Genomic DNA, 16,088 nt, shown 5'->3' on the forward strand with positions numbered 1-16,088 from the left:
TCCCGCCGGCCCGCTTCAGTCCGCCCGCCCGCCGGCTTCGCGCAGCAGCGATTCCGCATCCTGCACCGGCACGGGCGGACTGCGATAATACCCCTGGAAACCGTCGCAGCGGTGCGTCTTCAGAAAGTGGAGCTGATCCTCGGACTCCACACCCTCCGCGATGACCGGCAGATTCAAATTGTGCGCCATCGCGATGATGGCCGCGACGATCGCTGCGTCGTTCGGATCCTGCCGGATATCGCGGACGAACGAGCGGTCGATCTTCAGACGATGGATCGGGAAATTTTTCAGATGATGAAACGAACTGTACCCGGTGCCGAAGTCGTCGATGCTGATGCGCACGCCGAGTTCCGCCAACTCCAGCAGACAGGCCGTCGCGTATTTCACGTCCATCGTCATGGATTCGGTAATCTCCAGTTCCAGATACTGCGGCTCCAGTCCCGTTTCGGCCAGAATGCGCTCCACCCGCTCCTTCAGGTTGCGCTGCAGAAACTGCCGCATCGACAGATTGACGGACACCGGCACGGCCGGCAGTCCGAGGGACTGCCAGGTTTTGTTCTGCCTGCATGCCTCGGCCAGCACCCAATCGCCCAACTGGACGATCAGGCCGCTCTCCTCCGCGATCGGAATGAACTCTCCCGGCGGAATCATGCCCCGTTCGGGATGCTGCCAGCGAAGCAGCGCCTCCATCCCGATCAGGCGTCCCGTCTCGATCTCGTACTGCGGCTGATAGAACAGCCGGAAATCTCCGCGTGCAAGCGCCAGCTTCATCTCGTGCTGCATCGTCAGCCGCTCGAGCGAGGAATTGTCCGTCTCGCCGGTGTAGAGCATGCAGCCGTTGCGGCCGTTGTCCTTCACCAGGCCGAGCGCAATGTCGGCCTGCTTGATCACCCCGGCCGGATCGCAGCCGGCACTGGCCAGGGCAATGCCGATGCTGGCGCTGAGGTGGAACGGATGACCCTGCAGCTCGAACGGCTCTTCCAGCAGCCGGAGCAGCAGCTGCGCCCGTTCCAGCGCTTCTGATTCCGAAGCGACATCGTCGTACAGGACGGCGAACTCGTCGCCCTCCATCCGCGCCGCCAGATCGCTCTCCCCCAGATTGCGCGACAGCCGTTCCGCCACCTGCAGCAACAGCATGTCGCCGAAATCCCGCCCGAACGAATCGTTCACCAGTTTGAAACGGTCGAGATCGAGGTACAGAACCGCCGCTTTCCGTCCGGACGGACGCGGGCGGGAAAGCGCTTCCGTCAGCATAACCATGAACAATCGCCGATTCGGCAGCCCGGTCATGTCGTCGTAGTACGCAAGATAGCGAATCCGTTCCGAGCTGCGCTTCTGCTCCCCGATGTCCTGGATGAGTGCGACGACGCCGGGCTCGCCGCTTTGCAGGGGGCAGGGCGAAAGCAAAAGCCGGATATCCAATTCGTAACCGCTCTTGTGCAGCATGGCCAGTTCGACCTGCCGCCTCTCCCCGGCCGCCGCCGCTTTCAGACCTTCCATCAGCGCGCTTCGCGAGGCGGGGGGCGCCAGTTCCGGCAGCGAAAACCGGCTCAATTCGACACGTTCATACCCGTACAATTGCAAGGTTTCTTCATTGGCTTCCCGGACATGTCCCTTCGCATCCGCGATGACGATGGGAAACGGAGCGTGTCGGAAAATCGTCTCGCCCGCTTCACGGACAGGCGCGGCTGCCGCGCTTCCCCGTTTCGGGCGTCTGAAGGCGAGGACCGTTGCTGCGGCAAATCCGGTCACTGCCGCCACGGCAGTCGTCCATACGGCCGCCTGTCCCGGCATCAACAGGGGAGCCGCCGCGGCCCATGCGGCAACCGCTCCGCTGATCCAGATCACCGGGGCGGCGGTCGAAGCGGAAGGACCCCGTCGCAGCTTGCCTTCGTGGGCCGGATCATGCAATGCCATTTGCGCGAACCATCCTTCCCGACACGACATGATACAAGATATATTTCACCGCAGAACGAACGCGCCCGCCCGGAAGAGGACGGAGCCGGCCGTTTTGCTTGCGGGGTGATGGAAAATTCATCTTCTTCATTATACCGGATTTTGGCCGGATTCGGCATCTTTTTTGTGATCGCAATTACAATTTTCGCCCGTGAAGAGTTAGCGGCCGGAACGCAGAAGCGCGGCAGCCGCCAGCCCCCAGCCGGCGACCCAGGACACTCCGCCAAGCGGCGTGATCGCGCCGAGCCACCCCATCCCGGTCAATACAAGCACATACAGGCTGCCCGAGAACAGCCAGACTCCGGCATGCAGCAGCCGCAAGGACCAGGCGAACAGCCGTCCGGACGCACCCGCTTCCGCGCGTCCGGCCAGAATCGCCGTCAACACGAGCCCGAGCGCATGGTACATATGGTAGCGGGCGGCCGTCTCATACGTCGAGAGCGAATCCTGGGACAGCCGAGCCTCCAGCACGTGCGCGCCGAACGCGCCGAACGCGACGGCAAGTCCCGCATAAATCGCCCCGATGGCGGCATGTTTTTTCCAATTCAAGGTTTTCACATCCATTCCGTCAGGTTATAATGGTTACATTACGACAAATGGGAGGCAATGGGCAAGTGGAAGGGTCTCAGGAACAATCGCAATTCATGACCCCTGTGCAGCCGGAGGTGAATTCCGCGCCCCTGAAGCATTCCGGCCCCGGCATCGCGTCCTTCGTCATCGGGCTTGTCAGCATCTTGCTGGCGATTGTCGGATTTGGCGCCACGCTCGCCGGAATGGCCGAATACACGACCGAGGGCGGCGTGATCGCAATGCCGGGACCGGATGAAGTTGCCGGGAACATCCCGCTCGTGATCGGATCCTTGCTGATCCTCCTCGGCTTGCTGCTGTCCGTCGTCGGCGTCGTGCTGGGCATCGTCGGCTGCGTCATCCGGAACCGGCGGCGCGTATTCGCCATTCTCGGACTCGTCTTCAACGCCATTTTGCTTGCCGGCACGAGCACCCTGTTCGTGATCGGGCTCATCGTTCAGTAAACACCGCGAACATGCAGGCGGCCGGGTTGCCGGGCCGCCTGCCGCTTTTTCCCTCTGTCATCACTATACCGCGCGTCTAACCCCGCAATCAAATCGCCCGCGCCTCGTCCCGGCATTTCCGGATTGGGCAAGCCCTTCATCACATAACCGCCTTCGCCGTGAATATATTGAATAGAAAACGGCAAGTTGTCGATGCGGGAGGTGCAAGTCCATGATGGAAGCCGGCCAGCCGTCGTTCATCGTTTCGCGGGAAGATTGGTCGCTGCATCGCAAGGGCTACCAGGATCAGGCGAGGCACCAGCAGAAAGTGCGGGAAGCCGTCCGACAAAACTTGCCGGACCTGGTATCCGAAGAGAACATCATCCTTTCCGACGGCAAACAGATCATCAAAGTGCCGATCCGCAGTCTGGACGAATACCGTTTTATCTACAATTACAACAAGAGCCGGCATGTCGGCCAGGGAGACGGCAACAGCTCGGTCGGCGACGTGATCGGCATTGACCCGTCCGGAAACGGCGGAGCGGGCGAAGGAGCGGGCGATCAGCCCGGGGAAGACGTGATCGAGGCGGAAGTGACGCTCGAAGAAATCGAAACGATGCTGTTCGCCGAACTGGAACTGCCTTTTCTCAGCCCGAAGGACAAAAACCGACTGCAGACGAAGGACATCCGGTTCAACGACATCCGCAAGAAAGGCCTCTCGTCCAACATCGACAAGAAGCGGACCATTCTCGAGAACCTCCGCCGCAACGCGCTCAGCGGCAGACCGGGCATCCACGGCATTTCGCCGGACGACCTGCGCTACAAGACATGGGAAGAGATCGTGCAGCCGACATCGAACGCGGTCGTGCTGGCCATGATGGACACTTCGGGTTCCATGGGCAGCTTCGAAAAGTACGTCGCGCGCACGTTTTTCTTCTGGATGACCCGCTTCTTGAGGCACCGCTACGAGAACGTCGAAATTGTGTTCATCGCCCACCATACGGAAGCGAAGGAAGTGTCGGAGGACGAATTTTTCAACCGCGGCGAGAGCGGGGGCACCATCTGCTCCTCCGCGTATATGAAGGCGCTCGAGATCATCGACTCCCGGTACCCGCCGTCTTCGTACAACATCTATCCGTTCCATTTCTCCGACGGCGACAACCTGACGAGCGACAACGAGCGCTGTGTGAAGCTGATCGGGGAGCTGCTCAAGCGGTCGAACCTGTTCGGTTACGGCGAAGTGAACCAGTACAACCGGTCCAGCACGCTGATGTCGGCCTACAAACATATCACGTATCCGCGGTTTCTCTATTATGTCATCCGGGAAAAAAATGAAGTCTACGCCGCGCTCAAATCGTTCTTCCACAGACGCGAACAGCCCGCCGTATGACGTACGAAGCCGCCGGCAGCAAGCCGGCGGCTTCCGTTTATGCGTGTCGGGTCCGTCTGCCGAGGAGCAGGAAGAGCGCCACGCCCATCCAGCCGAACAGCGCGGCGGCGGCCAGCAGCGCGGTCATCGGCACGCCGATGCCGGACAACGCCGTTGACAGGATCGGGCCGATCGTACCCCGGATGCCGAACAGCATCATGTGCAGGCCGAAGGCTGCGGCCTCCCGTCCCGGCGCCAGGCGGAACACGTAGGTCATGAACCCGATGTCCCAGATCGCGTCGCCGATGGCGAGCACGGCGCTGCCCGCGAGGACGGCCGGGTAATTGCCGAACAGGGCGTACAGCACCGGCACGATCGCGAACGCGGCGAGGCCGTATACCACCGTGTGCCGCGCCGAATACCGGTCGATCACCCAGCCGGCCACGAAATAGGACGCGAGCAGAAAGACATAGTAGACGATCCGCGCATAGCCGATCTCCACGTTCGAGAGCGCCAGCCGGTCCACCTGGATGATCTGGTACAGCGGCCCGGCCGCGATGTTGCAGAAGCCGGTGAACGTCGTGGCCAGCAGGAACAGGCTCAGCTCCTTGCTCTCCCTCACGAGCTGCCATTGGCCCTTGAGTCCGTCGCGCCGCGGCGGGTCGGACGAGGTTTTCACCGGCTCGGATTCCCGAATCCGCGTGAACAGAAGAATCGACAGGACGCCGAGCACGGCCGCCGCCGCCAGCGGCCCGCCCGACCCCGCTTCGTCCATCCACCGGCCGACCGCGTAGGCCATCGGGATCATGAGCACGACCATTGCGACGCGGACATTGCCCATGAGCCGGCCGCGGTGGCGAGGCGGGTACATCCGCGGAATAAGCGCGGCGTATGCGGGCGCCTGCACCCCCATCAGCAGCTGGAAGACCAGCGCGGTCGCGACGAAGACGACCGGCACGCCGAAGAACGCCGGCAGCACGATCAACGCGCGGCCGATCAGATTCGGCCAGACCATGTACGGGCGCGGCTGCGACCGCTCGATGAACGAAGCCCATACCGGCGACAGCATCAGCCCGACGGCCGGCGCCGCGGCGAGCAATCCGGCCTGAAAGTCGGTCGCTCCCGCGCGCAAGGCCATCGCAATGTAGAACTGGTTGTAGACGACATTGAAGAAAGCGAACAGCAGCGACGCCGATGTATCGATCCGGAAATTGTGCCACGCGTCCGGCCCAAGTTCCAGCTTGATGTGCTGCAGCGCGCCGCGCAGTTTCCTCATGACGGATCCGTCTGCCTTTCCCCGAAGCAGTATTCGACTCCCCATCATTCTACTACACGCCTCGGAAAATAAACAGACGGAATTCGACGTTTCATGGATCAACCCAACCGGTCCGGCGCCGCCAACCCAAAACGGCCGTCAGGAGAATATCTCCTGATCGGCCGTTTTCGCATGTCCCGTATCATTCGCCCAGCAGCAGGCGGGCGTACGGCGAGTCGATCGGCATCATGATGACCGGTTCGCCTTCGAACGTCTTCACATAGCTTTCCAGCGTGCGGTACAGCTCGTAGAATTCCGGATCTTTCCCGTACGCTTCGTTGTAGATGCGGGCCGCTTCCTGCTCCCCTTCGGCGATGATCTTCTTCGCCTTCGCCTCGGCTTCGGCGAGCAGCTCCTTCGCCTGGCGGTCGGCGTTCGACGTAATCTTGCGCGACTCCTCGTCGCCCTCGGACAGATAGCCCGCGGCGATCGATTGCCGGTCCGAGATCATCCGGTTATAGACCGATTCCTTGTTCTCCGGCGGCAGGTCGGTCCGCTTGATGCGGACGTCGATCACTTCGATGCCGTAGCCCTGATTCGCGGCGACATCGGCGACGATCTTGGTAATTTCCTCGTTCAGGTCGCCGCGCGCCGTATTCTCGCTGATAATGTTGCCGTATTCGATCTCCGACAGTTTCCGCCGCACCGCGTTGTACACGGCGTCGGAAATCCGGCTTTCCGCGTTCGATACCGTATTCAGCGAACGCAGGAACTTCTGCGGATCGCTGATCCGCCAGACCGTGTAGTTGTCCACATAGATCGGCTTCTTGTCGTTCGTCAGAATCAGCGTCGGCTCGCTGTCGTAGACTTTCTGGTATTTCGGCAGCGTCCGGACGGATTCGATGAACGGCACCTTGAACTTGATGCCGGGTTCGGTATGAATGCGCGTCGCTTCGCCGAAGCGGAGCACGACCTTGTACTCCCCTTCCTTCGCGATGAACATCGATCCGGACAGCACGATGACGAGCAGCAGCACGCCGAGCCCGATCAGAAACATTCCGCGCTTCTTCATTGCTCCGTTCCCCCTCCCGTCGCGCCGGACGTTGTGCCGGATGCCGCGCCCGACGATGAACCGGACGACGATCCGGACGCCGAGCCGGAAGAACCGCCGGATTTCCCGGAACCGGAGCGGTTCAGCAGCTGGTCAAGCGGCAGATATTGCACCGTGTTGCCGCTGCCGTCCGTGATGATGATCTTCGCGTTCGGCAGAATCCGCTCGAGTGTCTCGAGCACGAGCCGCTCCTTCGTGACCGAAGGATTCTTCACATATTCCGCATAGATCGCGTTGAACTTCGCGACGTCGCCCTCCGCGTTCAGGATGCGGGAACGCTTCTCCGCTTCCGCCGACTCGATAAGCGCCTGCGCTTCGCCCCGCGCCTTCGGCAGCCGGTCGTTGACGTAGCGCTGCGCCTGGTTGATCTTCGTGTTCTTCTCTTCTCGGGCGTTCGTCACTTCCTTGAACGCCTGCTGCACTTCGCCTTCCGGCGGCTCGATGTCCTGGAACTTCACGTCGCTGATGAAGATGCCCGTGTCGTACTGGCGCATCAGCTCTTCGAGCTTCTGCTTCACTTCCGTCTGGATGACGGTCTTGCCGTCCGTGATCGCGTAATCGAGCTTCGTCGACCCGATGACCGAGCGGATCGCGCTGCTGGCCGCGTTGCGCAGGAAACGCTCCGGATCTTCGATGTTGTACAGATAGGCGCGCACGTCCGAAATTTTCCATTCCACGACGGCGTCCGCATGCACGATGTTCTCGTCGCCCGTGATCATGAGCGCCTCTTCCTCGACCGTGCGGATCTGTCCGCTTTCTTCACGGTAGCCGATCTGCAGCTTCTGCGTCAGGTTCGCCGGCACCTTCACCACCTGCTGGATCGGGTACGGCAGCTTGAAATGCAGCCCCGGCTCCTCCTGCGTCGCCGAATACTTGCCGAAGGTCAGGATGGCCGCCTGCTCCTGCTCCTCGACCGTATAGAACGATGTATAACCGATGATCAGAACAAGGACGACGACGGCGCCGATCGCGATCTTCTTCCAGAATCCCGGCGGAAGCTCGACCGTCTTGCGCGTCCTGCCGTCCAAACCGCCTTGGTAGACTTCCATATGCCCCCTCCTTGCTGCCTGTATTCACACCCAAATATACGGATTCGGGGCCTGTCGCGTTTCAATCGGAAGCCGGAACATTTCGGCAGGACCGGCAGGACCGGCAGGACCGGCCGCTCAGCCTTGCGCCACCGCGCTTTCCCTGAGCGATTCCAGCTCCGCCACCACGCGTTCGATCATTTGCACATAGGCGTTCAGCTCTTCCGCGACCGCCGCCTGCCGGCCGGCGTATTCGGCGGACTGCTCCGAGATCTCGACCGCCGTCCGGATCGACTGCCGGATCTGGTCCAGCTTCCGATGAACTTCATCCAGCGATTCCTTCGACGACGCGGCCAGTTTGCGCACTTCGCCCGCGACGACCTCGAAACCTCTGCCGTACTCTCCGGCGCGGGCCGCCTCAATCGCCGCGTTCAGCCCGAGCAGATGCGTGCGGTCCGACAGCTCCCGCATGACGGAGCCGATTTCCGAGATTTCGTGAATTTCGTGTTCCAGCTCCCGGATCGACGCGCCCGAGCGCTCCTGGGCGAGCACCGACTGCCGCGCGTTGTCGGCGGCCGAACGGCTGCTCGTGCCCAGTTGGGTCATCATCGCGGACAATTCCTGCACCGATGACGTGATGACGCTCAGCATGCCGCCGCGCTCCTCCGCCAGCCGTTCGACTTTCGCCTTCTCTTCCTCCTGGTAAACTTCCAGGACGATCTGCGAATCGAGGTTGAACATTTTCGAGAGCGCAAGCGTCACGTCCATCCAATCATCCGGACAGACCTGGCGCAGATGCGCAACTGCCAGATCCAGATAGATCATATAGGTTCCCAGATACCAATGCGTCGTAAGACCTATTCGCGAATGAATCCGGCCGACCCGCATCCGGTGCTCAATGTAAGCGTCGTCAATTCCCTCCGTGCACATGGACATGAAATAGGCGCGCTGCGTCTGCTTCAGCCGATCGATGGTGCTGTGCCGTTCGATCATGGCTTTCAGTTCCGGACGGGCAGTCACGCGACGATACAGTTCGTCCGTAACGGCGTCCGCAATTTTGTCGAACTCGGCGGTCTTTCCGTGCAAGAGCGTCGTGTCTGCGTCAGTTAATCCGATGTAATCCATCATTTGCTGCCATTTGGCCGACAATTTCATGATGCTTCCCGCCTTTCTTACTGGTTCATTATGGATTCAGACGGGTCCATTATAGACCAGAATGGGACAATTTTCACCATTTTTCGAACGTTCCACCATTCGCTCGCACTTTGGCGTCTGTCCCGTCATACGTTTCGCGCGCGGATTCATAGAATGGGTACTACGGCGCCGCCTGACGGCAGCCGAACTGCCCGACCGGGAGGGGGAACGCCCATGAATCAGGACGAGATCAAGGCGCTGGAGCGGGCCATCGACGAGATTACCGAGATCGCCCGCGGGTTCGGTCTCGATTTTTATCCGATGCGGTACGAGATCTGTCCGGCGGACATCATTTACACGTTCGGCGCTTACGGGATGCCGACGCGCTTCAGCCACTGGAGCTTCGGCAAAATGTTCCGCAAGATGAAAATGCAATACGATTACGGCCTGAGCAAAATCTACGAGCTCGTCATCAACTCCAATCCGTGCTACGCGTTCCTGCTCGAGGGCAACTCGCTCATCCAGAACAAGCTGATCGTCGCGCACGTGCTGGCCCACTGCGACTTCTTCAAGAACAACGCCCGCTTCAGCCGGTCGAACCGGAACATGGTCGAGAGCATGTCGGCGACGGCCGAGCGCATCCGACGCTACGAGATCGAACACGGCGCCGGTGAGGTCGAGCAGTTCCTCGACGCCGTGCTGGCGATCCAGGAGCATATCGATCCGTCGCTGATCCGCCCGTACGGCCTCGACAAGAACCGGTACATCGAGATGCTGAAGAAGGAGATGGAGCGGGAGGCGGAGCGCGCCGCTGAACGCAAGACGCCGTACGATGACCTGTGGGAGCTGGACGAGGAGGAGCGGACCAGGGAGAAGCAGCAAGAACCGGAACCGCCGCGCCGTTTTCCGCCCCAGCCGGAGAAAGACGTCGTCTGGTTCATCGAGGAATATTCGACCGTGCTGGAGGATTGGCAGCGCGACATCATGTCGATGCTGCGCGATGAGATGCTCTATTTCTGGCCGCAGATCGAGACGAAGATCATGAACGAAGGCTGGGCTTCCTACTGGCACCAGCGGATCGTGCGGGAGCTGGACCTGACGAGCGACGAGGCGATCGAGTACGCGAAGCTGAACGCCGCCGTGACCGCGCCTTCGCGGCGCAGCATCAACCCGTACTACCTCGGACTGAAAATATTCGAGGACATCGAGAAGCGCTGGGACAATCCGACGAAGGAGGAACAGGAGCGGTTCGGACGAAAGCCGGGCCAGGGACGGGCGAAAATTTTCGAGGTGCGCGAGAACGACTCGGACATTTCCTTCCTGCGCAACTATTTGACGAAAGATCTGGTGAAGGAGCTGGATCTGTACGTCTTCGAGAAGAAGGGGCAGGAATGGAAGATCACCGACAAATCGTGGGAGGCGATCCGCGACCAGCTCGTCACCTCGAAGGTGAACGGCGGCTTCCCGTACATCGTCGCCACCGACGGCGACTTCAACCGCGCGGGCGAGCTGTACCTGACCCACCGCTACGAGGGCGTCGAACTTGATCTGAAATACGTCGAGAAGACGCTGCCTTACGTGCACAAGCTCTGGGGCCGGCCGGTGCATCTCGAGACCGTCGTCGAAGACAAACCGATCGTGTTCAGCTACGACGGGAAGAAAGTAACGCGCCGGTTTTTGTGACGGAGTGGGCTGCGGCTTGAAGGCCGCGGCCCTTTTTCTCGGTTAGCGGACACCCGCCAGGCGGGAAAAGAGTTCGTCCGGAGCCAGCGGCGAAAGCCCGGGATCCGGCACCGACACCCGGAGCGCGTCCGCATCCTTCAGCATGTGGCCGGTCAGCACGACGAGGGCCGTCTCGTCCCTGCTGATCGTGCCTTCAGCGGCCAGCTTCTTCAGGCCCGCCAGCCCCGCGGCCGCGGCGGGCTCGCAGCCGATGCCGCTCCGGTCAATGACGCGCTTCGCGGCCATGATCGCTTCGTCTGAGACGGCGCAGGTCACGCCTGCGCAATCGCGCAGCACCCGCGCCGCCTTCCGCCAGCTCGGCGGATTGCCGATGCGGATCGCCGAGGCAGCCGTCCGCGGCGCCGGTTCGGGGACGAGCTCCCCGCCGCCCGAGGCGATCATCCGGTGGAACGGGCTCGCCCCTTCCGCCTGCACGACCGCGATGCGCGGCACCTTGCCGATCAGCCCGATCGCCTTCATCTCGAGCAGCCCCTTGCCGAGCGCTGACGCGTTGCTGAGCGCCCCGCCGGGCAGCACGACCCAGTCCGGCAGCGTCCAGCCGAGCTGGTGCGCCGCCTCGATGATCATGCTTTTCTGCCCTTCGATCCGGAACGGGTTCACCGAGTTGCACACGTACAGCCCCAGCGCTTCCCCGCAGCGGTTCAGCAGTCTGACGCCGGCATCGTACCCGCCCTCGATCCCGTACACCTCCGCGCCGTAAGCGAGCGTCTGCATCAATTTGTTCGCCGCAACGCCGCCGGGCGGCACGAGCACGACGCACCGCAGGCCGGCCCAAGCCGCGTACATCGCCAGCGACGACGACGTGTTGCCGGTCGACGCGCAGGCGAACGCCCGATATCCCGCGAATACGCCCCGCGACACGGCCGCCGTCATGCCGTTGTCCTTGAACGATCCGCTCGGGTTCTCGCCCTGCGCCTTCAGCCATACCCGCCGGACGCCGGCGTGGCTTGCGGCCGGCGCGCAGTCGTACAAGCCCGTGTTGCCCTCGCCGCGCGTGACGATATGCGCCTCCTCCAGCTCGGGGTCGATCAGCTCCTTGTACCGCCAGACGCCGCTCGCGTAAGGCCCCGTCCGCAGCGCGAGCCGGCAATCGAACAGCGTCTTCAGCCGCTCCGCGTCCGCCAGCCTGAAATCTTGCCTCACTTCCAACAGTCCGCCGCAATCGCAGCTCATGGCAAAAACGTTCTCCGGTCTCCGCGCTTTGCCGCATTCGATGCAGACCAGCTCCATCTGTTCCGCCGCCTCCCGCATGGTTTTGCTTTAACCATAGCGGAAAATGAACGATAAGTATAATATATTGTTATAATGTTTCCATAATCATAAGTTATGATTTGCAAAAGGAGACCGCCGCCATGAACCTTCACGCACTCCGCCTGTTCTGCGCGGTTGCCGAAGCGGGCAGCGTGACGCGGGCCGCAGAACGGCTCCGCATCAGCCAGCCGGCCGTCACATCGCAGATCAAGAAGCTCGAAGCCGAGCTCGGCCTGCCCCTGCTCGAAGCGGACGGCCGCGGCGTCCGGCTGACCGAAGCCGGCCGCCTCCTTGCGGAACGCGCCATGCGGCTGTTCAGCCTGGAAGCCGACATCGAGCGCACGCTCGCCGAGTACCGGGAAGGCAAGTCCGGCAGCGTGCGCATCGCCGCCACCTGGCTGCCGGCCAACCATTTGCTGCCCGGACCGCTCGCCGCGTTCAAGGCCGGGCGCGACCAGGTCGAACTGTCGCTGACGACGGTCAACTCGAAGGCCGCGTTCGAGCTGCTGCTCCGCTGCGAGGCCGACTTCGCCGTCGTCGGCGGCGGCCGTCCCGCGCCCGCCGGCCTGGCATGCACGCCGTTCCTCGAGGACGAGATGCTCTTCGCCGCTCCTGCCGGCCATCCGCTCGCGGGCCGGTCGGTTCCCCTGGCCGAGGTCGTGCGGCATCCGTTCGTCCTCCGTGAGGAAGGCAGTTCAACGCGCGAGAAGCTGCTGGCCTGCTGCCGGACGCTGAACGCCGGCCTGCCCCGTGTCGGCCTTACGGCCAGCGGCCCGTACGAGACGCTCCGCGCCGTGAAGGCCGGCTGCGGCATCGCCTTCGTCTCCGCCCTCGAAGTGCGGGACGAGCTGGCCCGGGGCGAGCTCGCTGTCATCCATGTGCCGGACGTCCACGCCGTCAATCCGATCGCCCTCTATACACGGCAAGACGAGCCGCTGTCGCCTGCGGCTCGCCAATGTCTGGATCATATTCTCGCTGTGGTAGCGTGAATACCACGCCGCAGGAACTCGCGGGGCCTCACCGGTTCAGCAGGCTGCCGACATAGCGCAGCAGCTCGTTCGCGCAGACCGGGCAGTACCCGTGTTCGTCGATCAGTCGTTTCGTCACCTCGTTGATCCGCTTGAGCTGATTTTCGTCCGGCGTCTTCGTCGAGGTCGTGATTTTCACAATATCCTTCAGATCGGCGAACAACTTCTTCTCGATCGCCTCCCGCAGCCGTTCGTGGCTGGAGTAGTCGAACTTCTTGCCGCGCCGCGAGTACGACGAGATGCGGATCAGAATCTCCTCGCGGAACGCCTTCTTCGCGTTCTCGGAGATGCCGATCTGCTCCTCGATCGACCGCATCAGCCGCTCGTCGGGGTCGAGCTCTTCGCCGGTGAGCGGGTCTTTCAGCTTCGTCCAGTTGCAGTACGCCTCGATGTTGTCGAGATAGTTCTCGAACAGCGTCCGCGCCGACTCCTCGAACGAATAGACGAACGCCTTCTGCACTTCCTTTTTGGCGAGGTTGTCGTACTCCTTGCGGGCAATGGAGATAAAATTCAGATATCTATCGCGCTCCTCCTTCGTGATCGAAGGATGCTGATCCAATCCTTCCTTCAGCGCGCGCAGCACGTCGAGGGCGTTGATGCACTGGAGATCCTGCTTGATGAGCGCGCTCGAGATCCGGTTGATGACATGGCGCGGGTCGATGCCCGACATGCCTTCCTCCAGATACTCGTCCTGCATCTCCTTCAGATCGGATTCCTTGAATCCCTCGACTTCTTCCCCGTCGTACATGCGCATCTTCTTGACCAGGTCCATGCCCTGCTTCTTCGATTCCTTCAGCCGCGTCAGAATCGTGAAGATGGCGGCGGCGCGCAGCGCGTGCGGGGCGATGTGGACATGCTTCATGTCGCTCTGGGCGATCAGCTTCGCGTAGATTTTCTCCTCTTCCGACACCTTCAGATTGTAGGGGATCGGCATGACGATCATCCGCGACTGCAGAGCCTCGTTCTTCTTGTTCGCGATGAACGCCTTGTACTCCGCTTCGTTCGTGTGCGCGATGATCAGTTCATCAGCCGAAATGAGCGCGAACCGTCCCGCCTTGAAGTTGCCCTCCTGCGTCAGCGACAACAGATGCCACAGAAACTTCTCGTCGCACTTCAGCATCTCCTGGAACTCCATGATCCCCCGGTTCGCCTTGTTGAGCTCGCCGTCGAACCGGTACGCGCGCGGGTCGGACTCCGAACCGTATTCCGTGATGGTGGAGAAGTCGATGCTGCCGGTCAAATCCGCAATGTCCTGCGACTTCGGGTCGGAAGGGCTGAACGTGCCGATGCCGACGCGGTTTTCCTCCGAGATGATCACCCGCTCGACCAGGACATTCTCGATGTCGCCGCCATATTCGGTTTTCAGCCGCATCGCGCACGACGGGCAGAGGTTGCCTTCGATCCGGACGCCCAGTTCCTGCTCGATTTCCGGACGCAGCTCGTGCGGAATAAGATGAAGCGGTTCTTCGTGCATCGGGCAGCCCTTGATCGCATAGACGGCGCCTTTGTCCGTCTTCGAGAACTGCTCGAGCCCCCGCTTCAGCATCGTGACGATCGTCGATTTGCCGCCGCTCACCGGGCCCATCAGCAGCAGAATCCGTTTGCGCACGTCAAGCCTCTTGGCAGCGGAATGGAAATATTCCTCGACCAGCCGTTCGAGCGCCCGATCCAGGCCGAAGATCTCGCGTTCGAAGAATTTGTAGCGTTTACGGCCGTCTATTTCCTCCACACCATAGGATTTCAGCATCTCATAGACCCGTGCATGCGCCGTCATGGCCGGCGATGGATCTTTGCGCAGCAGTTCGATATAATCGCGGAACGTCCCGGACCAGGCCAATTTTTCGTTCTCGGCGTTATATTCTGCGATCCGTTTGAAAATATCCACAGCCGCACCTCCTCCTCGACTATTCCGCCCGCCCCTGCGCCGGCCCCCGGCCGACGCTGAAGCCTCATGCAGACACGCGGAATGGTTCCCGCATGCGGTGAACACTGCCCCGAGCCTGCCGCAGTAATACATAGATATGCATGGCCGGAACCGAAATTGCTCCATATTTCCTTCATCAATCTCCCATAAAACGACTGGTTTCCCTACAGCCGGCGCGCATCGTGGTATAATGGGCTTGCCGCGCATGGAGACGGATCTGACGGACCGGAAAGGAGCGACTGCGGTGGCCGTCCGACACGAGACCGAATTGTACGCGCCGGTGCGGACCTTTTTCGAGGCGCGGGGCTATGAGGTGAAGAGCGAGGTGCTGCACTGCGACCTTGTCGCCGTGCGGCGGGGCGAAGGCGGCAAGGAAGAGACCGTCATCGTCGAACTGAAGCGCTCGTTCAACCTCGAGCTGCTGCTGCAGGGCATCGAGCGCCAGCGGCTGGCCGACAACGTCGTCCTGGCCGTCGAGCGGAACCGGAAGAAATCCGGCGCGGTGGGCCAGCGGTTCGGCGACCTCGCGGAGCTGTGCCGCCGGCTTGGGCTCGGGCTTATGACCGTCACGTTCTTCAAGACGAAGGCGCCGCTGGTCGAATGGCTCGCCGAGCCGGGCGAACCGCCGCTCCGGGGTATCCGCCGCAAGCGGCGGGAGCGGCTCATGGCCGAGTTTGCCGCGCGGAGCGGCGACTACAACGTCGGCGGCAGCACGCAGCGCAAGCTGGTGACGGCGTACCGCGAACAAGCGCTGCGCTGCGCCTGGGCGCTGGCCGCCGAAGGCGGCGAGGCGCCGCCCCGGCGCGTGCGCGAACTGGCCGGCTGCGCCCGGGCGGGCGACATCCTGCGGGACAACCACTACGGCTGGTTCGAGCATCCGGCGAAGGGCGTGTACCGTCTCGCCGAGGAAGGCCGGAAGGCGCTCCGGGAGTATGCGGACATCCTGAAGGCATGGGCGCCGGCCGCCGCGGAGAACGATCTCGCCGCAGAGACCGGGCTCGCCGCGGAAACCGCATCCGCCGCCGTCCCGGATCCGGCTGACGCGTAACAAGATGTTCACAGGCGAACTCGTTTTCATTTGTCCGGCAATCGGGTATAATAAGGGAAGCTATTGGAGGTGTCCGCGATGAGTACCGCTTTCTGGATTGTGATGATCGTCATGCTGCTGATGATCGTGCCGATCCTGACGGCCGGGTATAACGACGACAAGACGAAAGGCCTGTAAAAACAAGAAGCTTCCCGACATTCGGGAAGCTTCAATTACTGCTCGCGGGTATTC

Annotated in this window: 13 protein-coding genes; 5 read left to right on the forward strand and 8 right to left on the reverse strand. The window is 61.9% G+C overall.

Annotation, left to right across the window (positions count from 1 at the left end):
- Nucleotides 1–15: 15 nt before the first annotated feature.
- Both C6W55_RS12750 and C6W55_RS12755 read right to left on the reverse strand, forming a co-directional pair.
- A complete protein-coding gene (locus C6W55_RS12750) occupies nt 16–1,917 on the reverse strand; it encodes a putative bifunctional diguanylate cyclase/phosphodiesterase (RefSeq protein ID WP_286892953.1) in 1,902 nt (633 codons plus the stop codon).
- A 198-nt stretch (nt 1,918–2,115) separates the two neighbouring features.
- On the reverse strand, nt 2,116–2,520 hold the full coding sequence (locus C6W55_RS12755) for a DUF423 domain-containing protein (protein ID WP_041853912.1): 405 nt from the start codon (nt 2,518–2,520) through the stop codon (nt 2,116–2,118).
- A gap of 50 nt (nt 2,521–2,570) precedes the next feature.
- On the opposite strand from C6W55_RS12755, the gene C6W55_RS12760 reads away from it, so the two are divergent.
- A complete protein-coding gene (locus tag C6W55_RS12760) occupies nt 2,571–2,987 on the forward strand; it encodes a hypothetical protein (RefSeq protein ID WP_213485954.1) in 417 nt (138 codons plus the stop codon).
- A gap of 211 nt (nt 2,988–3,198) precedes the next feature.
- On the forward strand, nt 3,199–4,356 hold the full coding sequence (yhbH, locus tag C6W55_RS12765; protein WP_015255509.1) for a sporulation protein YhbH: 1,158 nt from the start codon (nt 3,199–3,201) through the stop codon (nt 4,354–4,356).
- A 37-nt stretch (nt 4,357–4,393) separates the two neighbouring features.
- Here yhbH and C6W55_RS12770 read toward each other — a convergent pair whose 3' ends face one another.
- From C6W55_RS12770 to C6W55_RS12785, 4 genes are all read right to left on the reverse strand, one after another.
- A complete protein-coding gene (locus C6W55_RS12770; protein ID WP_015255510.1) occupies nt 4,394–5,611 on the reverse strand; it encodes an MFS transporter in 1,218 nt (405 codons plus the stop codon).
- Between the two features lie 181 nt (nt 5,612–5,792).
- Nucleotides 5,793–6,662, reverse strand: coding sequence for a protease modulator HflC (hflC, locus tag C6W55_RS12775; RefSeq protein WP_015255511.1), 870 nt, complete (start codon nt 6,660–6,662; stop codon nt 5,793–5,795).
- Complete coding sequence (gene hflK / locus C6W55_RS12780; RefSeq protein WP_286892957.1) at nt 6,659–7,750, reverse strand: FtsH protease activity modulator HflK; 1,092 nt, start codon at nt 7,748–7,750, stop codon at nt 6,659–6,661. The genes hflC and hflK overlap by 4 nt, the downstream gene beginning before the upstream one ends.
- Nucleotides 7,751–7,867: 117 nt before the next feature.
- Nucleotides 7,868–8,884 carry a globin-coupled sensor protein gene (locus C6W55_RS12785; protein ID WP_015255513.1) on the reverse strand — a complete coding sequence of 339 codons (1,017 nt, stop codon included), beginning with the start codon at nt 8,882–8,884 and terminating at the stop codon, nt 7,868–7,870.
- A gap of 213 nt (nt 8,885–9,097) precedes the next feature.
- Here C6W55_RS12785 and C6W55_RS12790 point away from each other — a divergent pair, with 213 nt between their 5' ends.
- A complete protein-coding gene (locus C6W55_RS12790; RefSeq protein ID WP_015255514.1) occupies nt 9,098–10,546 on the forward strand; it encodes a SpoVR family protein in 1,449 nt (482 codons plus the stop codon).
- A 42-nt stretch (nt 10,547–10,588) separates the two neighbouring features.
- Here C6W55_RS12790 and thrC read toward each other — a convergent pair whose 3' ends face one another.
- On the reverse strand, nt 10,589–11,836 hold the full coding sequence (thrC, locus tag C6W55_RS12795; RefSeq protein WP_286892960.1) for a threonine synthase: 1,248 nt from the start codon (nt 11,834–11,836) through the stop codon (nt 10,589–10,591).
- A 122-nt stretch (nt 11,837–11,958) separates the two neighbouring features.
- Here thrC and C6W55_RS12800 point away from each other — a divergent pair, with 122 nt between their 5' ends.
- Nucleotides 11,959–12,846 carry a LysR family transcriptional regulator gene (locus C6W55_RS12800; RefSeq protein ID WP_286892962.1) on the forward strand — a complete coding sequence of 296 codons (888 nt, stop codon included), beginning with the start codon at nt 11,959–11,961 and terminating at the stop codon, nt 12,844–12,846.
- A gap of 28 nt (nt 12,847–12,874) precedes the next feature.
- On the opposite strand, the gene C6W55_RS12805 is transcribed toward C6W55_RS12800, so the two are convergent.
- Entirely contained in the window at nt 12,875–14,770 is a 1,896-nt protein-coding gene (locus C6W55_RS12805) for a PrkA family serine protein kinase (RefSeq protein ID WP_286892964.1), read from the reverse strand.
- A gap of 283 nt (nt 14,771–15,053) precedes the next feature.
- Between C6W55_RS12805 and C6W55_RS12810 the strand changes: the two genes are divergently transcribed.
- Nucleotides 15,054–15,857, forward strand: a complete 804-nt coding sequence (locus C6W55_RS12810; RefSeq protein WP_286892966.1) for a DUF2161 domain-containing phosphodiesterase — start codon at nt 15,054–15,056, stop codon at nt 15,855–15,857.
- Nucleotides 15,858–16,088 lie beyond the last annotated feature (231 nt).

This window comes from Thermobacillus sp., assembly GCF_003390775.1.
Taxonomy (GTDB): domain Bacteria; phylum Bacillota; class Bacilli; order Paenibacillales; family Paenibacillaceae; genus Thermobacillus; species Thermobacillus xylanilyticus.